A 19,958-nucleotide genomic window follows, 5' to 3' on the forward strand; every position below is an offset into this window, starting at 1 on the left:
CACGGTGACCGGTCACGCTTTGCGGCCGGGTGGGGGACACTGGAGGGTCTGCGACGAACCGACGGAGGTTTCCCCGCGTGAACGACGGACCACTCATCGTCCAGAGCGACAAGACGCTGCTCCTGGAGATCGACCACCCCACGGCCGCCGACTGCCGCCGCGTGATCGCGCCGTTCGCGGAGTTGGAGCGTGCCCCCGAGCACGTCCACACCTACCGGGTGACGCCGCTCGGGCTCTGGAACGCCCGCGCCGCCGGGCACGACGCCGAGCAGGTCGTCGACGCCCTGGTGAAGTACTCGCGCTACCCGGTGCCGCACGCGCTGCTGGTGGACATCGCCGACACCATGGCCCGGTACGGGCGGCTCCAGCTCAGCAAGCACCCGGTGCACGGCCTGGTGCTGACCACCACCGACCGGCCGGTGCTGGAGGAGGTGCTGCGCTCGAAGAAGATCGCCCCGCTGGTCGGCACCCGGGTCGACCCGGACACCGTGATCGTGCACCCCTCCGAGCGCGGGCAGATCAAGCAGATGCTGCTCAAGCTCGGCTGGCCCGCCGAGGACCACGCCGGGTACGTGGACGGCGAGGCGCACCCGATCGAGCTGGACCAGAACGGGTGGGAGCTGCGCCCGTACCAGCAGCAGGCCGTCGAGGGCTTCTGGCACGGCGGCAGCGGTGTGGTCGTGCTGCCCTGCGGCGCGGGCAAGACGCTGGTGGGCGCGGCGGCGATGGCGGAGGCCAAGTCGACCACGCTGATCCTGGTGACCAACACCGTCTCGGCCCGGCAGTGGAAGCACGAGCTGGTCAAGCGCACCTCGCTCACCGAGGAGGAGATCGGCGAGTACAGCGGGACGCGCAAGGAGATCCGCCCGGTCACCATCGCCACCTACCAGGTGATGACGACCAAGCGGAAGGGCACCTACGCGCATCTGGAGCTGTTCGACGCCCGGAACTGGGGCCTGGTGGTCTACGACGAGGTGCACCTGCTGCCCGCGCCGGTCTTCAAGTTCACCGCCGACCTCCAGGCCCGCCGCCGGCTCGGGCTGACGGCGACGCTGGTCCGCGAGGACGGCCGCGAGGGCGACGTCTTCTCACTGATCGGGCCCAAGCGCTTCGACGCGCCGTGGAAGGAGATCGAGGCGCAGGGCTACATCGCGCCCGCCGACTGCTGCGAAGTCCGCGTCACCCTCACCGACTCCGAGCGGCTCTCGTACGCGACCGCCGAGCCGGAGGAGCGCTACCGCTTCTGCGCGACCACGGCCACCAAGCGGCGGGTGGTGGAGGCCCTGGTCAAGAAGCACGAGAAGGACCAGACCCTGATCATCGGCCAGTACATCGACCAGCTGGACGAGCTGGGCGAGGTGCTGAACGCCCCGGTGATCAAGGGCGAGACCAGTAACGCCCAGCGCGAGAAGCTCTTCGAGGCCTTCCGGACGAAGGAGATCAGCGTGCTGGTGGTCTCCAAGGTCGCCAACTTCTCGATCGACCTGCCGGAGGCGACCGTCGCCATCCAGGTCTCCGGCACGTTCGGCTCCCGGCAGGAGGAGGCCCAGCGGCTCGGCCGGGTGCTGCGGCCGAAGGCGGACGGACACTCGGCGCACTTCTACTCGGTGGTGGCCCGCGACACCGTGGACCAGGACTTCGCCGCCCACCGGCAGCGCTTCCTGGCCGAGCAGGGGTACGCCTACCGGATCATCGACGCGGACGACATCCTCTGAGCAGCCCGGCGCGTACCGTCGGCGGACGTGCCGGCGGCGGACCCGCCCGGTAGGGCCCGCCCGGCGGCGGCCCGGGGTGCCGTGTGCACCGCGGGCCCGCCCGGGGCGTCGGCCGGATTCAGAGTCTGACGCCGTCCCGACCGAGGAAGACGACGCGGGCCGCGGTATCGAGGACGATCCCGGTGTTGCGGACGACCCGGGCGAGCGGGCCCAGCCTGGGGGTGTCGGTGGGGACGGCGGTGCTGCCGCCCGCCGTGCGGGTGATGGTCTTCGGTGCGCGCACCCGGGGGTTCGTGGCCGCTGCCGGGGGCGCCGTGATGTGTACGGTGCTCATGCCTCAACAGTAGGTTTTCGGCCACCCGGACACATCCACCCAAAGGGCCGTACGTACCGGGACCTAAGTCGTCCTTGCGGCGTACGGAAGCCCTGACTCCTTCCGGGGCACGCCCGGGGAACCGCCGGGGAAAACGATTCGCCTCCCGCGCGCGGCGGGTCTAGGATCGCCGGTCTGCCCCCTCCCGAACCGTGGTGCCGTCGCCGGCAGCCGGGGGAGGTCCTGACCGCTCGGTAACCGGCCAGGGTCCTTCACTGTGAGCTACGACGAGACCGCTGCCCCGGCGAGGGGCAGCCGGGAAGGTTCGCTGTGCACGCCCCCACCACCGACCCCCTGCAGCGCGAGCGCGACCACCTGGCCGCCTCCCGGGCCGCGCTGACCGCCATGCGCGAGGACGTCGAGTCGCTCGACCTGCGCGACGTCACCGGCACCTGGGTCTCCGCCGCCGTCCTCCAGCGCCAGGTCACCGACCGGATCGCCGCGCTGGCCGACCTCGCGCACACCCCGCTCTTCTTCGGCCGCCTCGACTACCTGCACGCGATCAGCGAGGACCTGGCCGAGGGAGGGACGGGAGAGCAGTTCTACATCGGCCGCCGGCACGTGCACGACGCGGCCGGGGACCCGATGGTGATCGACTGGCGCGCACCCGTCTCCCAGCCGTTCTACCGGGCCAGCCGCACCGACCCGCTGGATGTCGAGCGCCGCCGCCGCTTCGGCTACACCGGCGGCGAGCTGACCGCGTACGAGGACGAGCACCTGACCGACCCCGCCGAGGCGGACAGCGCCTCCGCCCTGCTCGCGGCCGAGATCGAGAAGCCCCGTGTCGGCCCGATGCGCGACATCGTGGCCACCATCCAGCCCGAGCAGGACGAGATCGTCCGCGCCGAGATCGGCGGCACGGTCTGCGTCCAGGGCGCACCCGGCACCGGGAAGACCGCCGTCGGCCTGCACCGGGTCGCCTACCTGCTGTACGCGCACCGCGAGCGCCTCGCCCGCACCGGCACGCTGGTGATCGGCCCGAACTCCTCCTTCCTCAGCTACATCGAGCAGGTGCTGCCCGCGCTGGGCGAGCTGGACGTGGCCCAGGCCACCGTGCAGCAGCTGGTGGCGCACGTCGAGGTCCGCGGCGAGGACCCCTCGGAGGCGGCCCGGATCAAGGGCGACGCCCGGATGGCCGAGGTGCTGCGGCGCGCCGTCCGCTCCGGGATCACACTGCCCACCGAGCCGTGCGTGGTCGTGCGGGGCTCCCGCCGCTACCGCGTGCCGGTACAGGAGCTGACCGGGATCATCGAGGAGCTGGCGGGCCGTGAGATCCGCTACGGCGCGGCCCGGGAGGCGCTGCCGCAGCGGATCGCGCACACCGTGCTGCTGAAGATGGAGCAGGGCGGCGAGGCGCCGGACGACCGCGTGCAGGACGCGGTGGCCCGCAACCCGCAGGTCAAGGCCGTGGTGAAGGAGTGCTGGCCGCCGGTCGACCCGGCCAAGCTGGTGCACCGGCTGCTCACCGACGCCGCCTTCCTCGCGGAGTGCGCGCAGGGGGTCCTCGATGCCGGGGAGCAGGCCGCGATCCTGTGGACCAAGCCCGGACGCTCGGTGAAGACCGCCCGCTGGACGGCCGCCGACGCCGTCCTGGTGGACGAGGCGACGGACCTGGTGCAGCGCACCTCCTCGCTCGGCCACGTCGTCCTGGACGAGGCCCAGGACCTCTCCCCCATGCAGTACCGCGCGGTCGGCCGCCGCTGCACCACCGGCTCGGCCACCGTCCTCGGCGACCTCGCCCAGGGCACCACCCCGTGGGCGACCGCGAGTTGGCAGGACGCCCTGCACCACCTCGGCAAGGCCGGCGCGCACGTCGAGGAGCTCACCAAGGGCTTCCGGGTGCCCGAGGAGGTCATCGCGTACGCCTCCCGGCTGCTGCCCGCGATCGCCCCGGGCCTCGCCCCCGCCACCTCGATCCGCGACCTGCCCGGGTCACTGGCCGTCCGTCACGTCCCCTCCCCCGACGACCTGGTCGAGTCGGTGGTCGAGGCCTGCCGCCTGGCACTCGGGCACGAGGGCTCCACCGGGCTGATCGCCGCCGACGCGCGGATCCCGCTGTTCGCGGAGGCCCTCACCGCGGCGGGGCTGGCGTTCCTCGCCCCGGGCACCGAGACCAGCGCGGAGGCCCGCCTCACCCTCGTCCCCGCGTCGCTCGCCAAGGGCCTGGAGTACGACTACGTGGTCCTGGACGAACCGGCCGCGGTGGTCGCCGGCGAACCGGACGAGCGGACCGGCCTGCGCCGCCTGTACGTCGCGCTGACCCGCGCGGTGTCAGGGCTGCAGCTGCTGCACTCCGAGGCGCTGCCGGTGCAGTTGGGGGCGTAGCCCCCGCCCCCTCGGTGCACCCTCCGCACACGGGCAACCACCTCAGGGCACGGGGAACGGCGCGCGCAACCGTGCACCTCCGTAGAGGGCCGGTCGCGCAGTTCCCCGCGCCCCCAAAGGTTCACGCGACACGTACGGGCAACCACCTCAGGGGCGCGAGGAACGGCGCGCGCAACCGCCCACCCCCGTAGGGGCTGATCGCGCAGTTCCCCGCGCCCCCAGGGGCCCGTGCGTGGCCTCAGTTGTCGAGGAGGGTGCGCCAGTGGGCGACCTTCGCGGTGTCGACCGGGGAGTCCCAGCCGGCGACGCGGACTGCGCCGCCGATGTGGAAGGCGTCGAACCCGGCGGCGCGCAGGTCTGGGACGTGCTCGGCCAGCAGGCCGCCGCCGACCAGGATCTGCTGCCGGTAGCCGGGCTCGCCGGACTTCGCCAGCTCGGCCGTCAGGACCTCGCGGCCGGCTGCGACCCCGGCGGCCGAGCCGGCCGTCAGGAAGGTGTCCAGGCCGGGCAGGTGGCCGACCGCCGCCCGGACGGCGGCGCGGTCGGTGCTGTGGTCGAGGGCCCGGTGGAAGGTCCAGCGGCAGCCGGCCACGGCCTCGGCGAGGGCGCCGGTCGCGGCCAGGTCGACCGTGCCGTCCGCGCCCAGGAAGCCGAGGACGAACTCCTCCGCGCCCTCGGCCCGCAGCTCGGCCACCCGGGTGCGCAGTTCGTCCAGGCTGCCGGGGGTGAAGCCGTCCCTGATCCGGAGCATCACGCGGAGCGGGAGGTCCACGGCGGCACGGATCTTGGCGAAGTCCTCCGCCGAAGGCGTCAGCCCGTCGGCGGCCATGTCCGTGACCAGTTCGAGCCGGTCGGCGCCGCCGGACTCGGCGGCCTGGGCGTCCTGCGCCGTCAACGCGATGACTTCGAAGATTGGTCTAGACATATCGGCTACCCTGCCACATCCGGCACCGCCGCCGCGAGCCCCCTCCCCCGATCAGCCCGCGCTCGGGGGCCGCCTGCGGTCCGGAACGTCCGGGTGCCACAGCCGCGCCACGCCGATCACCAGGACCAGGCCCCCCAGCAGGATCAGCGCGGCCGTCCCACTGCTCCCCGTGGTGCTCCTCAGCACGGGCAGCGACAGCATGAGCGCCGCCGGCAGACCGGCGAGCGCCGCCGCCGCCGGGAAGAGCCACCCCCGCAGCAGGGCCGGCAGCGCCACCACCAGCAGCGGCCCTTCGACGCCCGCGAACAGCAGTACCAGCAGGGACGAGTCGACGGGAAGCCGGAACGGGTAGGAGAAGAGCGCCGAGGTGAAGACCACGCCGCCCAGCAGTACCCCGGCCAGCACCGCCGCGGCCCGCCGCAAGGTCGCGGGGCCGAGCAGGTCACGGGGCGCGGTGAGCGCCATCGCCGTCCACAGCAGCTGCAGACCCGGGTACAGGAAGATGCCCAACAGCACCCGTACGAGCGGATTGTGGGGCCCCGTGTGGGCCACTCCGGCCATCACCTGGGAGCTCGTCACGGTGAGGGCGGCCAGCAGTACCAGCCCCTTGGCCGCCGGCCAGCGTCCGAACAGCGCGGTCACGACGGCCAGCAGCGCCAGCACATCGCCGGCGAGCCACAGCCATCCCTCAAGGGTCGGGGACAGGACGCCGGTGTTCCCGTGCACCAGCGCCCGCGCCGCCACGAACAGCTCGAAGAGCGGCACCCCGGCCGCCGCCCCGACGGCGAACGGCGCGACGACGGCCGCGAGCCGGGCGGGGATCCCGCTGGAGGCGAGACCCGTCCGGACCCGCAGGCCGTGACCCGCCAGGTCGGCCAGCTCGCGGGCGGTCGCCAGGCGGCCCGCACCGGCCGTGGCGTCGGCGAAGACCCCGGCGATCTCGTCCCCCCACTCCCGGCGGTGGGCGGCCGGGTGCAGCGCGAGAGCGAACCGCAGCGCGAGTCCGCCACCGGATCCGGTGGCGCTGGTGGTGGTGCCGGCGGTGCTGGGCTCGGTCATGCGAAGGCCCCCTTGGCCACGGTACGGACCTTCAGGCGTCGCTGGGCCTCGGCCGCCACCGCGCGCAGCCGCTCGGCCTCCGAGGCGAGGAGCTCGCGGCCGGCGTCGGCGAGGGCGTACGTCCGGCGGGCCCGGCCGTCGACGATCTCCTCGCTCTCGACCCGGATCAGGCCCTGCTTGAGCAGCCGGTCCAGAGCTCCGTAGAGGGTGCCGGTGCGCATCGTGACCCGGCCGCCGGAGATCGCGGCGATCTCCTGGATGAGCGCGTAGCCGTGCCTGGGGGCGTCGGCCAGCGCGGTGAGCAGGAGCAGCGTGGGCTCCTGCAGGGAGCGTTCTGTCATGTGGCTATATATATCGGCGAACTGCATATGCTGTCCATCGGAATCGGTGGACAGCGTCGTCCGGCGGTCCAGAATGATCCCCATGCCTGATGCCCTGCTCGACCGCTGGACCGCCCTGCTGCACCGCTGCGGCGCCACCGTCGACCCCGAGCCCTACGGACGCGACCTGCTGGGGCGCTGGGCCGAACCCCAGCGGAAGTACCACACCACCGGGCACCTGCTGGCGATGCTCGACCACGTCGACGCCCTCGCCGGGCACGCCGACGACCCGGACGCCGTCCGGCTGGCCGCCTGGTTCCACGACGCCGTCTACCGCCCGGACCGCTCGGAGAACGAGGAGCGCAGCGCCCGGCTCGCCCTGCGCGCCCTGCCCGAGGCGGGCCTCGGCCAGGCGCTCACGGAGGAGGTGGCGCGGCTGGTCCGGCTCACCACCGGCCACCACCCCGAGCCCGGCGACCGCAACGGCGAGGTGCTCTGCGACGCCGACCTCGCCGTACTGGGCGGCTCGCCCGAGGCGTACGCGGCATACGCGGCCGCCGTCCGGGCGGAGTACGGGTTCGTCCCGGAGGACGCCTTCCGCGAGGGGCGGGCGGCCGTGCTGCGCCAACTGCTGGACCTGCCCGCGCTCTACCGGACCCCGGACGCCCACGCCCGCTTCGACGCCGCCGCCCGGGCCAACCTGGCGGACGAACTCAGGCTGCTCTCGTAACCTTCCGCCGCCGCAGCCCGGCGGCGGTCAGCCGGGCCACCAGCTCCTTGCTGCCGACGGGCCGCGCGCCGAGCCGGACGGCGTCCTCGTACCACTTCGCCGGAATGTCGTAGTGGTCCCGCTCGAACGCCTTCTCCGGCGCGCCGAGCAGCAGCGCGAAGGCGTGCAGTTCCTCGTACGAGACGTCGCTCACCAGGTGCGACCAGAGCTTGCCGTGGCCCGGCCAGGTCGGCAGGTCGATCAGGATCACGCGAGCTGCCCGACGGGCGCCACCACGGTGGCCTCCTTACCGCACACCCAGTGCGGCTCCGGCCCGAGCTCGGGCTCGACGCTCAACGCGTGCGGATCGCCGTCGACCGCGCACTTCTCGCACAGCGGCCAGCGCCCGTACGCCTCCAGCAGCGCGTCCTGCACGTCCTGCGCGATCAGCCCGAGCACGTACTCCGTCCCGTCCGGCCACTGCTCCAGCCACCAGCGGCGGTGCGTCACGGCGTCCTCGACCAGCGACACCACCGTCGCATCGGCGACGTCGCGCGCGGTCAGGTCGGCGAGGATCAGCGCCCGGGCGCTGTGCAGGGCGGCTTCGATGGCAGGAGTGGACGACATCCACCTATTGTCCCGTGCCGGCGACGGTACGGAGGAACCGGACCAGGTCCTCAGGGTCGTCGCCACCATCCCCCTCAGGGGTGAAAGCGCCGTGAGGGCGGCCCCCGTAACGGGGACCGCCCTCACGATCAAGACTGACCGATCCTCGGAGGAGGATCAGAAGTCCATGTCACCGCCCGGCATGCCGCCACCGGCAGCCGCGCCGGCCTTCTCGGGCTTGTCGGCGATGACGGCCTCGGTGGTGAGGAAGAGCGCCGCGATGGAGGCGGCGTTCTGCAGCGCCGAGCGCGTGACCTTGGCCGGGTCGATGATGCCCGCGGCGATGAGGTCGACGTACTCGTTGGTCGCGGCGTTCAGGCCGTGGCCGGCGGGGAGGTTGCGCACCTTCTCCACCACGACACCGCCCTCGAGGCCGGCGTTGACCGCGATCTGCTTGATCGGGGCCTCCAGCGCCACGCGGACGATGTTGGCGCCGGTGGCCTCGTCGCCCTCCAGCTCCAGCGTGTCGAACACGACACCGGCCTGCAGCAGCGCGACGCCACCACCGGCGACGATGCCCTCCTCGACGGCGGCCTTCGCGTTGCGGACGGCGTCCTCGATGCGGTGCTTGCGCTCCTTGAGCTCCACCTCGGTGGCCGCGCCGGCCTTGATGACGGCGACGCCGCCCGCGAGCTTGGCCAGGCGCTCCTGGAGCTTCTCGCGGTCGTAGTCCGAGTCGCTGTTCTCGATCTCGGCACGGATCTGGTTGACGCGACCGGCGACCTGGTCGCTGTCGCCGCCACCGTCGACGATGGTGGTCTCGTCCTTGGTGATGACCACCTTGCGGGCGGTGCCCAGCAGGTCGACGCCGGCGTTCTCCAGCTTGAGGCCGACCTCCTCGGAGATGACGGTGCCACCGGTGAGGATGGCGATGTCGCCGAGCATGGCCTTGCGGCGGTCACCGAAGCCCGGGGCCTTGACGGCGACGGACTTGAAGGTGCCACGGATCTTGTTCACGACCAGGGTCGACAGGGCCTCGCCCTCGACGTCCTCGGCGATGATGACGAGCGGCTTGCCGCTCTGCATGACCTTCTCCAGCAGCGGGAGCAGGTCCTTGACCGAGCCGATCTTGGAGTTGGCGATCAGGATGTAGGGGTCCTCGAACGAGGTCTCCATCCGCTCCAGGTCGGTGGCGAAGTACGCCGAGATGTAGCCCTTGTCGAAGCGCATGCCCTCGGTGAGCTCAAGCTCCAGACCGAAGGTGTTGCTCTCCTCGACGGTGATGACGCCTTCCTTGCCGACCTTGTCCATCGCCTCGGCGATGAGCTCGCCGATCTGGGTGTCAGCGGCGGAGATGGAGGCGGTGGAGGCGATCTGCTCCTTGGTCTCCACGTCCTTGGCCTGCGCGAGCAGCTGGTCGGAGACGGCCTTGACGGCCTTCTCGATGCCGCGCTTCAGGGCCATCGGGTTGGCGCCGGCGGCGACGTTGCGCAGACCCTCGCGGACGAGCGCCTGGGCGAGCACGGTGGCGGTGGTGGTGCCGTCACCCGCGACGTCGTCCGTCTTCTTGGCGACCTCCTTGACGAGCTCCGCGCCGATCTTCTCGTAGGGGTCCTCGAGCTCGATCTCCTTGGCGATGGAGACACCGTCGTTGGTGATCGTGGGGGCGCCCCACTTCTTCTCAAGGACGACGTTGCGGCCCTTGGGGCCGAGCGTCACCTTGACGGCGTCGGCAAGCTGGTTCATCCCGCGCTCAAGGCCGCGGCGAGCTTCCTCGTCAAACGCGATGATCTTTGCCATGTGAAGTGGTCCTCCGGGACGCGATCGACTGCACCGGACCGAAGGGTGCCCGCGACGGACGGCCCTGGTGTGCGGGGGTCCTGTCCCCTACCGCTCCCGGGGGCCTCACCGACCCGGTCCGTTGTCACTCTCAAGCTGTGAGTGCTAACGCCAATGATTAGCACTCTCGGGTGGCGAGTGCAAGCCCAATCGCCGTTCCGGCACCCGGTCCGCCGGACAGCAGTGGGCCCGTACGACGGGTGTCGTACGGGCCCACTGGTGAAGCCTTGAGCACCAGCTCGTGACCGAGCCGAGGCTCCGCAGGTCGGAAGATCAGACCGCCGGCGCACGGACCATGTCCGCCTGCGGGCCCTTCTGCCCCTGGGAGATCTCGAACTCGACCCGCTGGCCCTCTTCGAGGGTGCGGTAGCCGTCCATCTGGATCGCGCTGTAGTGGACGAACACGTCCGCACCACCGTCGACCGCGATGAAGCCGTAGCCCTTCTCCGCGTTGAACCACTTGACGGTGCCCTGAGCCATTCCGAACTCCCCTTGTACTGTGCTGGCCCTTCACGGACCCGCAGGGATTGCGGGTCCAGAGGTCTGGTAGGCCGACCCGAGGGAACCCCCCCTGGGCGTGGCCGTGCAGGCCGCAGACTCACCGCAGGGCCCACCGGGAGACGGTGGATCAGCGGGTGAATGCGTCGACCGCGGCTGAATGTATCCGGACAGACGCCCTCTGCAACAGGCCCAACTCCGCGGAATTCCAGGCAGCCGCGAGGGGATATTCCGGGGTGAAAGCGGCAGACGCCAGCAATTCGCACCGGGCATAGCGGACGAACGGCGCATACGGCCGACAAATTTCTGACGCCCGCCTGACATCTTTTGCTTCGTACCTCTGTGCGGCCGTCTCATCGGCCGGACGAGCCTTGCGTATGCGATCCGCCGACGGCGCGGGTGGCACCGGGCGGGAAACGGCCCGGGCACAGTGACGCAGAGTGAAAGGCCGGCGGAGGGAGCGCGCCGACAAGTCGCACTCTACTCCCCATCGAGCGCGGCAATTCCCACCGACATACGACAGGCCGCCGCCACATCCGGACATATGCATTCCGGATATGACGGCGGCCCGCACCGCACTGAAAGCAACGCGCCGAATGCGGCAGCACACCGAAACGCGCTGCTCAACGGCTCCGCCGGGCGGCGGCCGAAAGCCGCGGCCCGAATCCGGACGCCCCGGCCGGGCCGAGCCCGCCCGGACACCCGGTCACCCGGTCCGCCCGGCCGGACCGGAGGATCCGGTCAGCAGCCGCCGGCCACCGCCGGGATAACGGAGATGCTGGCGCCGTCCTTGATCGCGGTCTCCAGGCCCTGGTCGAAGCGCACGTCGTCGTCGTTGACGTAGACGTTGACGAAGCGGCGCAGCTTGCCCGTGTCGTCCAGGATCCGGGCGGCGATGCCGGGATGGTTGGCGTCCAGGTCCTGGATGACGGCGGCCAGGGTGGCGCCCTCGGCCGGCACCTCGGCGACGCCGCCGGTGTAGGTGCGCAGGATGGTCGGGATGCGGACGTTGGCACTCATGCTGGGGCTCCTTGCGAGGTTGCGGGAGAGGTCAGGCGGACGCGAGGCCGGCGGCGCGAAAGGAGTCCAGCGTCGGGCGGATGGTGGCGGTCAGACCGGCGTCGGCGACCGCGTCGAGGGTCTTCAGGCCGTCGCCGGTGTTGATCGCGACGGTCTCCTTGGACGGGTCCAGCTGACCGGTCTCGACCAGCTTCTTCAGCACGCCGATGGTCACCCCGCCGGCCGTCTCGGCGAAGATGCCCTCGGTGCGGGCCAGCAGCCTGATCGCCTCGACCACCTCGGTGTCGGTGACGTCCTCGACGGCGCCGCCGGTGCGGCGGGCGATGTCGAGCACGTACGGGCCGTCGGCCGGGTTGCCGATCGCCAGCGACTTGGCGATGGTGTCCGGCTTGACCGGGCGGATCACGTCGATCCCGGCCTTGAAGGCGGCGGAGACCGGGGAGCAGCCCTCGGCCTGGGCGCCGAAGATCCTGTACGGGCGGTCCTCGACCAGTCCGAGCTTGATCAGCTCCTGCAGCCCCTTGTCGATCTTGGTGAGTTGGGAGCCCGAGGCGATCGGGATGACGATCTGCTCCGGCAGCCGCCAGCCGAGCTGCTCGCAGATCTCGTACGCCAGCGTCTTGGAGCCCTCGCCGTAGTAGGGGCGGAGGTTGACGTTGACGAAGCCCCAGCCCTCGCCGGCCGGGTCGCCGATCAGCTCGGAGCAGAAGCGGTTCACGTCGTCGTAGTTGCCCTCGATGCCGACCAGCTCGCCGCCGTACACCCCGGCCATCACGACCTTGCCCTGCTCAAGGTCGTGCGGGATGAACACGCAGGACTTGAAACCGGCCCGGGCGGCGGCCGCGCCCACCGCGCCGGCCAGGTTGCCGGTGGAGGAGCAGGAGAGGGTGGTGAAGTCGAAGGCGCGGGCCGCCTCGATCGCGCAGGCGACCACCCGGTCCTTGAAGGAGTGCGTCGGGTTGCCGGAGTCGTCCTTGACGTGCAGCTGCGCGGTGAAGCCGAGCTCGCGGCCCAGGTTGTCGGCCTTGACCAGCGGGGTCCAGCCCGGGTTCAGGTTGGGCTTGGAGGCCACGTCGGCGGGGACGGGCAGCAGCGGGGCGTAGCGCCAGATCGAGGCCGGACCGGCTTCGATCCGCTTGCGCAGCTCCTCGGCGCTCTCGCTGCCGAAGTCGTACGCGATCTCCAGCGGGCCGAAGCACTCGACGCAGGCGAAGCTCGGGCCGAGCGGGAACCGGGTGCCGCACTCCCGACAGGACAGCGCGGCCGCGGGGCCGAGGTCGACGGTCTTGGGTGCGACAGGGGTAGCGGTAGCCATGATGGCGGAGTCCTCTTCTCCTCATCTTCCCCGTGGCGCGGTCGCGCCACAGGACGGAATTGGCACCTGTCCCGCCCGGGTCGATGACCGCGGTGCGAGAAGGTTGCCGGGACTTCGACGGGCCGTTCCCTCAGTCCCTCTGGATGAGCTCTGTGAAGTTGTGGTCATGCGCTGGGACCGACCCCGACGTGCGAAGGTCCGACCGCAGTACGAAGACTGTATCCGAAGGCGCCGCGCTCCAACGGGACCGTCCGACCCGCGAGATGACAATGTCCAGGCGTGACGGCGCCGGAACACCGGACCGCCCGATCACCTTGGACAACTGACCGGGACCACCACCCGACACGGTGCGTCACCCGACCGAACGCGAACACAAGGAGCGAGACAGTGCCAGAAGAGCTGCCCCCGGCTCTCCTCCCCGAGGTGGCGTCCTGGCTGCGCCGCCGCTCCTGGACGGCGGCCGACCGCCCGGCCGCCGCCCTGCTGGCCGCCAAGCGGGCGGCGGGCCCGGCCGGCACGGTGAGCGTGGTGCTGCCCGCGCTGGACGAGGAGCCCACGGTCGGCGAGATCGTCCGGGTGATCCGGCGCGAGCTGATGGAACGGCTGCCGCTGGTGGACGAGCTGGTCGTGGTCGACTCCGGCTCCTCCGACCGGACGGCCGAGCTGGCCGCCGCCGCCGGGGCCCGGGTGGTGCACCGGGACGAGGTGCTGCCGCAGCTGCCCGCCGCACCCGGCAAGGGCGAGGTGCTCTGGCGCTCGCTGCTGGCCACCTCCGGCGAGATCGTCTGCTTCATCGACGCGGACCTGCGCGAGTTCGACCCGGCCTTCGTCTCGGGGATCGTCGGCCCGCTGCTCACCGACCCGGCGATCCAGCTGGTCAAGGCGATGTACGACCGCCCGCTGGAGACCGACGGCGCGGTCGTCCCAGCCGGCGGCGGCCGGGTCACCGAGCTGGTCGCCCGCCCGCTGCTGAACCTGCACTGGCCGCAGCTGGCGGGTTTCGTCCAGCCGCTCGGCGGCGAGTACGCGGCCCGCCGCTCGCTGCTGGAGAGACTGCCCTTCCCCACCGGCTACGGGGTCGAACTGGGCCTGCTGGTGGACGCCCTGGACGCGGTCGGGCTGGACGCGCTGGCACAGGTGGACGTCGGCGTCCGGCACCACCGCCACCAGGACGGCCAGGCGCTCGGGCGGATGGCCGCGACCATCTACCGGACGGCCCTGGAGCGGCTCGACCGCACCCACCGGCTCAAGGCCGAGGACGATCTCGTCCGCCCGCTGCTCACCCAGTTCACCCGCGACCCGGCCACCCGCGAGTTCACCGCCCACACCCACCCGGTCGGCGCACTGGAACGGCCGCCGATGGCGACCGTCCCGGAGTACCGGGACCGCTCCTAGGGCCTGCGGCAGGCGCGGCGGCCGCGAGCCGAGTGGTTTGCCCGGGGGGAGGCGAGGCAAAGTTGGGAACATGGCCGATCTCGCGACCGAACGTTCGAATCAGTCCGGTGCCGCCCCGATCCTGGTGGCCTCCAACCGTGGGCCGGTGTCCTTCAGCAGTGGGGACGACGGCTCGCTCACCCTGCGCAGAGGGGGCGGCGGGCTGGTATCCGGCCTCTCGGCGATCGACGACCCGTCCGCCGTCTGGGTCTGCGCGGCCCTCGGCGAAGCCGACCGTACGGCCGTCCGGCAGTCCCCCGACGGGCGGCTCGACCTCGGCGGCTTCGACGTCGGCGGACAGGCTGTCCGGATGCTGGACATCGACCCCGGCACCTTCGCCCGCGCCTACAACGGCGTCGCCAACTCGACCCTCTGGTTCGTCCACCACCTGCTGTACGACACCCCGGTCTCCCCGGTGTTCGACGACCGCTTCCGCCGCGAGTGGGAGTCCTACCGGGTCTACAACGCCGCCTTCGCCGAGGCGCTCGCCACCGAGGCCGCGCCCGGGGCGGCGGTACTGGTCCAGGACTACCACCTCTCGCTGGCCCCCGCACTGCTCCGGGACCTCCGCCCCGACCTGCGGATCGGGCACTTCTCGCACACCCCCTGGGCCCCGCCCGAGTACTACCGGATGCTGCCCGACGACGTCGGCGCGGCCGTTCTGACCGGCATCCTCGGCGCCGACCGGGCCGCCTTCCTGACCCGGCGCTGGGCCCTCGCCTTCGCGGACTGCTGCGAAGTCGTCCTGGGCGCCGAGGTCGACCGGACGGCGCTGACCGTCACGCACGGCGGCCGGACCACCCGGCTCGGCGTGCACGGACTCGGCGCGGACGGCGACTTCCTCCGCGAACGGGCCCGCCGGCCCGACGTGGACGCCCGGTTGGCCGCCCTGCGGGAGCAGGTCGGCGACCGGCGGACGGTCGTCCGGGTGGACCGCACCGAGCTCAGCAAGAACATCGTCCGCGGCCTGCTCGCCTACCGGCACCTGCTGCGCTCCCGGCCCGAATGGCTGGACCGCGTCGTGCACATCGCCTTCGCCTACCCCTCGCGCCACGACCTGCCCGAGTACCGCGAGTACACGGCCGCCGTCCAGCGGATCGCCCAGGAGATCAACGACGAGTTCGGGACGGCGAGTTGGCAGCCGCTGATCCTGCACGTCAACGACGACTTCCCGCGTTCGCTGGCCGCCTACCGGCTCGCCGACGTCGCGCTGGTCAACCCGATCAGGGACGGTATGAACCTGGTCGCCAAGGAGATCCCGGTGGTCTCCGACGACGGGTGCGCCCTCGTGCTGTCCCGTGAGGCGGGTGCCCACGCCGAACTCGCCGAGGACGCCCTCGTGGTGAACCCGTACGACGTCATCGCCACCGCCGACGCCCTGCACCGGGCGCTCACCATGCCCGCCGCCGAACGCGCCGACCGCACCAAGCGGCTGGCCGACGCGGCGACCGCGCTGCCGCCGCAGCAGTGGTTCCTCGACCAGCTCAACGCCCTGCGCTGAGCCGCCCGGCCAGCGCGGCCAGCAGCGCGACCACGCCGGCCGGGCCCGGGACCACCAGGTCCGCCCGGTCGGCGAGTTCGCGGACGGGGGCCTCGCCGCCGGTGCTGTCGGCGTTGCCCGCGCTGCACACCAGCAGGCCCGGCAGACCGTCCGCCCGGCGCTTCTCGACGGCCGCGAAGGCGGCGAGGTCGCCCAGGTCGTCACCGGCGTAGAGCACGGCCCCGCCAATATGTGCGGTGTGTCCGGCGGCTTCGCGGGGTTCGGCCAGGAAGGCGGTGAGGGCCGCTCCCTTGTCCACTCCCGGCGGTCGCAACTCCAGTACGTAGCGGCCGGGTTCGACCACCAGGCCGTGCGCGGCGGCCAGCTCGGCGAGCGGCGCCCGGAGCCGCTCCAGCGCCGCCTGCGGGTCGCCGGTACGGCGGGTGTGCACGCCGAAGGCACGGCCCTTGTCCTCCAGCCAGGTACCGGCCGGGGCACCGGCCCGCTCCAGTGCGGCGGGCAGCAGGGCGCGTACGGCGGCGACGCCGGGCGGCGGCTCCGGAGCGGACAGCGCGCCCGTCCGGGCCTCCCAGCGCTCGGCGCCGTACTGCCCGAGGACGGTCAGGTGCTCCAGGCCGGGCGCCGCCGCGAAGCCGCCGTAGCGCACGGCCAGTTCGGCCGGCCGGCCCGTCACCACCACGACCGCGCCGACCAGCGGCGCCAGCGCGCAGAGTGCGGCGACGGCCCCGGGGTGCGCGCGGGCCTGCTCGGGATCGGGGACGATCGGGGCCAGCGTCCCGTCGAAGTCGAGGGCGACCACCGCCTCGGCGGGCGCGGCCAGCAGCGCGGCGAGGCCTGCGCGGCCGGCGGCGGTACGGGGCGCTTCCAGCTCAGGGATACCCATGCTTGGACCCTACCCAGGTACGGCGGCTCCAACAGAGAAGCACCGGAGCGACCACCCCACGGCCGCGTGCGGCCCCTCTCGGCCCGTACGCCCCCCAGCGGCCCGAACCGCACAGGACCGGCTACCGCCGGAGGCGGTTGCCCTCGCGGAGGCGCCGCAGGCGGTTGATCAGGACCGGAGCGTGGGCGAGTGCCTCCTGGCGATCGAGCAGGCCGTTCAGGAGCTGGTAGTAGCGGGTCGCGGAGAGGTTGAGCTCCTCGCGGACGGCACGTTCCTTCGCGCCGGCCGTGCGCCACTGGCGGGCCTCCAGCGCGAGCACCGCGCGGTCCCGTTCGGTCAGCTCGGCCACACCGTCCACCTCCTCGGAGCTACGAGGTGTCATTCTGCCCGGCCGGTCCGACACACTCTGCCGACCCCGTCGGCCGGGCGGTCCGGCTACCGTCGGCTGCATGACCAACAGCACCGGCAGCTTCGCCCTGCACATCGCCGACGTCGAGCTCGAACCCGACCCGCCGGCCCCGTCCCAGATCGTCTCGGGCAGCCCCGAGATCTCCGGGAAGGTGCTCTGGGAGTCCCCCGACGGCCGGCAGCTGCGCGGGATCTGGCAGATCACCCCGGGCGTGGTGACGGACACCGAGGCGGACGAGATGTTCGTGGTGCTCAGCGGCCGGGCCACCATCGCGTTCGAGGGCGGCCCGACCCTGGAGGTCGGGCCGGGCGACGTCGCCGTGCTGCGCGAGGGCGACCGGACCACCTGGACGGTGCACGAGACCCTGCGCAAGGTGTACTCGATCAACCTCTGAGCCGCCTCGGCACCGGCCGCCCGCTACTTGCGGGCCTGCGCCGCCGTCCGGGAGGCCTGCTGCTGGAGGGTGCCGAGCACCTGCCCGCCGCCGTCCCGGACGGCGCCGCCGATGTCCTTCTTGATCATGCCGCTGACGGCGTCCCAGGCCGGGTCGCCGAGCGGGTAGAAGCGCGCGGTGGGGAGCGCCGCGAGGAACTGCTTGAGGTCGTCGTGCTTCCCGGCGGTCATCGCGGCCAGGGTGTCCTGGGTGACCGGCAGCAGGTTGTACTGCTCGTCGAACTTCAGGGTGTTCTGCTCCTGGTAGACGTAGGAGAGGAACTTCTTGATCTCGGCGCGGTGCCCGTTGGCCTTGAACGCCATCATCCAGTCGGCCACGCCCAGCGTGGCCGGCTTGGCCTGCGGGTTCTTCTGCGGCAGCGCGGACGTGCCGTAGTCGACCTTCGCGCTGACGGCCTTCTGGATCAGCGACGGGTGACCGTCGAGCATGGCGACCCGGCCGGCGGCGAAGTCGTCGAAGGCGGTCTTGCGGTCCACCGAGCCCGGGTCCCGGTAGGTCAGTCCGGCCTGCACGAGGTCGGTCCGCAGCCAGCTGAAGGTGTCCTGGTTCTGCTGGCTGTCGATGGTGTAGTTGCCGCCGTCGTCGGCGAGACCGCCGCCGCCGCTCATCGTCCACATCATCGCCTCGGCCTGGGCCTCCTCCGGCCCGAGCGGCAGCCCGTACGGGATCACGCCGGGGACGGCGGCCTTGATCAGCTGGGCGTCGCGGCGCAGGTCGTCCCAGCTCGCGGGCGGCTGGGCGATGCCCGCCTTCGCGAAGATCGCCTTGTTGTAGAAGAAGGCGCGGGAGGAGGCGACGAACGGGATGCCGTACTGGGTGCCCAACACCTGGCCCGCCTTGGCGAAGACGTCGATCAGGTCGGCCTGGGCGTCGATCGTCAGCACGTCGCCGACCGGGTAGAGCCGACCGGCGGCGACCTGGTCGGCGTAGCCGCCGGTCTGCACGACGTCGGGCGAGGAGCCGGACTTGATCATGTCGGCGACGTGCTTGTCGATGTCGGTCCAGGGGACCACCTGCACCGAGATCCTGATCTTGGGGTTGGCGGCCTCGAAGGCCTTCGCCAGGTCGTTCCAGTACGGGGTGGAGCTGGTCGCCTCGCTGTCGCCGTAGTCGGCGGCGACCAGCTTCAGGGTGACGGTGTCGCCGCCGCCGAGGCCGAGCACCCCGCAGCCGCTGAGCAGCAGTGCCGCAGCCACCGGGAGGGCGAGCGAGGACCGGCGAAACATGCGGGCAGGGGTGTTCAACGCGGTTACCGCCTTCGTGAGGGTGAGCGGCGGCAACACTCTCAGCGCCCGCGGGGGTGGTCCAGACCTCTCGGGGGGTAGTTACCGAAGTGCCGGGTCACGTTGCGCCGACTGCAACGGAATCCCGGCATTACCGGACAGAACGCCGGTCCCCCACAGGTCCGTTCAGACCTTGACCACCCGCACGCCGGCCTCCGTGAAGGCGGCGGCCAGCTCCTCGCCGATGCCCTCGTCGGTGACCAGGGTGCCGATCCGCTCCAGCCCGCAGATCCGGGCGAAGGCCCGGTTGCCGATCTTGGAGGAGTCCGCCGCCACCACCACCCGGCGGGCCCGCTCGGCGAGCAGCCGGTTGACGCTCGCCTCGCCCTCGTGGTGCGCGGTCGCGCCGTGCTCGACGTCGAGCGCGTCGACCCCCAGCACCGTCACGTCCAGTGCCAGTTCCGCCAGCACCAGGCCGGCCAGCGGCCCGATCAGCTCGTACGACTGCGGCCGTGCGACGCCGCCGGTCAGCACGATCTTCACCTGCGGGCGGACGGTCAGCTCGTTGGCGATGTTCAGCGCGTTGGTGACGATGGTCAGCCGCTGCCCGACGCCGCCCCCGGCCCCGGCCTCCGGCCGGTCGGCCGACTCGGGGCGCACGGCGAGCGCGCGGGCCACCTCGGTGGTGGTCGTCCCGCCGTTCAGGCCGACCACCTCGCCGGGCGCGATCAGCCCGGCCACGGCCGCGCCGATCCGCTGCTTGGCGTCGGCATTGCGGGCGGTCTTGTAGCGCAGCGGCAGGTCGTACGAGACGTTGTGCGCCACCGCGCCGCCCCGCGTCCGGGTGACCATCTGCTGCCGGGCGAGCTGGTCCAGGTCGCGCCGGATGGTCGCGGCGGAGACCGCCAGCAGCTCGGCGGCCTCCTCGACCTCCAGCTTGCCGTGTTCGGCCAGCAGCTCCAGCAGTGCGTTCCAACGCTCGTATCTGGACACGCCGCCCCTCCCGAACCGCCCGAACCACCGCCGGAGCACCGCGCCCAGCTTTCCATATCCGCACCGCCACCGGGCCGACCGGCGGCCCGGACCCGCGGCGGCCGACCGGGCCGCGCGCTCCGGACGGCCCGAGCGTGCCCGCCGGAACGCCCCCGGACCGGACCGGCCGACCCCCGCGCGGGCCCGTCCGAACGGTCCGGGCCCACTCGGCCGACCCCCGCGCGGGCCCGTCCGGACTCCCGGCCGGGCCCGTCCGCGTCGCCAACTCCCGTTCCGGGTATCAGGAAAGAAGGTTGCCGCAAGGTCCGCAAAACCCCCAGCCGCCGCCAAAGGCGACAAACCTCACCCTCATGGACC

Annotated in this window: 20 protein-coding genes and 1 riboswitch; of the genes, 6 read left to right on the plus strand and 14 right to left on the minus strand. The window is 72.3% G+C overall.

Annotated elements, in window-relative coordinates:
- Positions 1-77 precede the first annotated feature (77 nt).
- A complete protein-coding gene (locus tag ABD330_RS11485; protein ID WP_344463659.1) occupies positions 78-1,715 on the plus strand; it encodes a DNA repair helicase XPB in 1,638 nt (545 codons plus the stop codon).
- 118 nt (positions 1,716-1,833) lie between these two features.
- Here the strand turns inward: ABD330_RS11485 and ABD330_RS11490 are convergent, their stop codons facing one another.
- Positions 1,834-2,049, minus strand: a complete 216-nt coding sequence (locus ABD330_RS11490; RefSeq protein WP_344463661.1) for a hypothetical protein — start codon at positions 2,047-2,049, stop codon at positions 1,834-1,836.
- Positions 2,050-2,358: 309 nt separating this feature from the next.
- Between ABD330_RS11490 and ABD330_RS11495 the strand changes: the two genes are divergently transcribed.
- Entirely contained in the window at positions 2,359-4,413 is a 2,055-nt protein-coding gene (locus ABD330_RS11495; RefSeq protein ID WP_344463663.1) for a HelD family protein, read from the plus strand.
- A 238-nt stretch (positions 4,414-4,651) separates the two neighbouring features.
- On the opposite strand, the gene ABD330_RS11500 is transcribed toward ABD330_RS11495, so the two are convergent.
- The 3 genes from ABD330_RS11500 to ABD330_RS11510 are packed head-to-tail and all read right to left on the minus strand — an operon-like array spanning position 4,652 to position 6,738.
- A complete protein-coding gene (locus ABD330_RS11500) occupies positions 4,652-5,338 on the minus strand; it encodes a copper homeostasis protein CutC (RefSeq protein ID WP_344463665.1) in 687 nt (228 codons plus the stop codon).
- Positions 5,339-5,389: 51 nt separating this feature from the next.
- Positions 5,390-6,397 (minus strand): hypothetical protein, encoded by a 1,008-nt coding sequence (locus ABD330_RS11505; protein WP_344463667.1) that lies wholly within the window; start codon positions 6,395-6,397, stop codon positions 5,390-5,392.
- The gene (locus ABD330_RS11510; protein WP_344463669.1) at positions 6,394-6,738 is read right to left on the minus strand and encodes a PadR family transcriptional regulator; all 345 of its coding nucleotides are present in this window, start codon (positions 6,736-6,738) and stop codon (positions 6,394-6,396) included. The genes ABD330_RS11505 and ABD330_RS11510 overlap by 4 nt, the downstream gene beginning before the upstream one ends.
- Positions 6,739-6,820: 82 nt before the next feature.
- Between ABD330_RS11510 and ABD330_RS11515 the strand changes: the two genes are divergently transcribed.
- Entirely contained in the window at positions 6,821-7,447 is a 627-nt protein-coding gene (locus ABD330_RS11515) for an HD domain-containing protein (RefSeq protein WP_344463671.1), read from the plus strand.
- On the opposite strand, the gene ABD330_RS11520 is transcribed toward ABD330_RS11515, so the two are convergent.
- From ABD330_RS11520 to thrC, 6 genes are all read right to left on the minus strand, one after another.
- Positions 7,431-7,697, minus strand: coding sequence for a DUF4031 domain-containing protein (locus ABD330_RS11520; RefSeq protein WP_344463673.1), 267 nt, complete (start codon positions 7,695-7,697; stop codon positions 7,431-7,433). The two genes, ABD330_RS11515 and ABD330_RS11520, sit on opposite strands and share 17 nt — an antisense overlap.
- Positions 7,694-8,053 (minus strand): hypothetical protein, encoded by a 360-nt coding sequence (locus tag ABD330_RS11525; RefSeq protein WP_344463675.1) that lies wholly within the window; start codon positions 8,051-8,053, stop codon positions 7,694-7,696. Before ABD330_RS11525 ends, ABD330_RS11520 begins: the two co-directional genes overlap by 4 nt.
- Positions 8,054-8,209: 156 nt before the next feature.
- On the minus strand, positions 8,210-9,832 hold the full coding sequence (groL, locus tag ABD330_RS11530) for a chaperonin GroEL (RefSeq protein WP_344463677.1): 1,623 nt from the start codon (positions 9,830-9,832) through the stop codon (positions 8,210-8,212).
- Positions 9,833-10,144: 312 nt separating this feature from the next.
- Complete coding sequence (locus ABD330_RS11535; protein ID WP_035798772.1) at positions 10,145-10,351, minus strand: cold-shock protein; 207 nt, start codon at positions 10,349-10,351, stop codon at positions 10,145-10,147.
- A 759-nt stretch (positions 10,352-11,110) separates the two neighbouring features.
- On the minus strand, positions 11,111-11,389 hold the full coding sequence (locus tag ABD330_RS11540) for a MoaD/ThiS family protein (protein WP_344463680.1): 279 nt from the start codon (positions 11,387-11,389) through the stop codon (positions 11,111-11,113).
- A 31-nt stretch (positions 11,390-11,420) separates the two neighbouring features.
- Positions 11,421-12,704 carry a threonine synthase gene (gene thrC, locus ABD330_RS11545; RefSeq protein WP_344463682.1) on the minus strand — a complete coding sequence of 428 codons (1,284 nt, stop codon included), beginning with the start codon at positions 12,702-12,704 and terminating at the stop codon, positions 11,421-11,423.
- Positions 12,705-12,722: 18 nt separating this feature from the next.
- Positions 12,723-12,854, minus strand: a riboswitch (SAM riboswitch).
- A gap of 237 nt (positions 12,855-13,091) precedes the next feature.
- Between thrC and ABD330_RS11550 the strand changes: the two genes are divergently transcribed.
- Both ABD330_RS11550 and ABD330_RS11555 read left to right on the plus strand, forming a co-directional pair.
- Positions 13,092-14,099: a glucosyl-3-phosphoglycerate synthase gene (locus ABD330_RS11550; protein WP_344463684.1), complete on the plus strand. Its 1,008-nt coding sequence runs from the start codon at positions 13,092-13,094 to the stop codon at positions 14,097-14,099.
- Positions 14,100-14,169: 70 nt separating this feature from the next.
- Positions 14,170-15,639, plus strand: a complete 1,470-nt coding sequence (locus tag ABD330_RS11555) for an alpha,alpha-trehalose-phosphate synthase (UDP-forming) (protein WP_344463686.1) — start codon at positions 14,170-14,172, stop codon at positions 15,637-15,639.
- Here ABD330_RS11555 and otsB read toward each other — a convergent pair.
- Together otsB and ABD330_RS11565 are read right to left on the minus strand one after the other, a co-directional pair.
- The gene (gene otsB, locus ABD330_RS11560) at positions 15,623-16,522 is read right to left on the minus strand and encodes a trehalose-phosphatase (protein WP_344463688.1); all 900 of its coding nucleotides are present in this window, start codon (positions 16,520-16,522) and stop codon (positions 15,623-15,625) included. The two genes, ABD330_RS11555 and otsB, sit on opposite strands and share 17 nt — an antisense overlap.
- Before the next feature lie 121 nt (positions 16,523-16,643).
- Entirely contained in the window at positions 16,644-16,871 is a 228-nt protein-coding gene (locus ABD330_RS11565; RefSeq protein ID WP_425555502.1) for a DUF3263 domain-containing protein, read from the minus strand.
- A gap of 100 nt (positions 16,872-16,971) precedes the next feature.
- Between ABD330_RS11565 and ABD330_RS11570 the strand changes: the two genes are divergently transcribed.
- The gene (locus tag ABD330_RS11570) at positions 16,972-17,325 is read left to right on the plus strand and encodes a cupin domain-containing protein (protein WP_344463692.1); all 354 of its coding nucleotides are present in this window, start codon (positions 16,972-16,974) and stop codon (positions 17,323-17,325) included.
- A 23-nt stretch (positions 17,326-17,348) separates the two neighbouring features.
- On the opposite strand, the gene ABD330_RS11575 is transcribed toward ABD330_RS11570, so the two are convergent.
- Positions 17,349-18,611: an extracellular solute-binding protein gene (locus ABD330_RS11575; protein ID WP_344463694.1), complete on the minus strand. Its 1,263-nt coding sequence runs from the start codon at positions 18,609-18,611 to the stop codon at positions 17,349-17,351.
- Positions 18,612-18,794: 183 nt separating this feature from the next.
- The gene (locus ABD330_RS11580) at positions 18,795-19,601 is read right to left on the minus strand and encodes a DeoR/GlpR family DNA-binding transcription regulator (RefSeq protein ID WP_344463696.1); all 807 of its coding nucleotides are present in this window, start codon (positions 19,599-19,601) and stop codon (positions 18,795-18,797) included.
- Between the last annotated feature and the right edge of the window lie 357 nt (positions 19,602-19,958).

It is taken from the genome of Kitasatospora kazusensis (assembly GCF_039529945.1).
Classification (GTDB): domain Bacteria; phylum Actinomycetota; class Actinomycetes; order Streptomycetales; family Streptomycetaceae; genus Kitasatospora; species Kitasatospora kazusensis.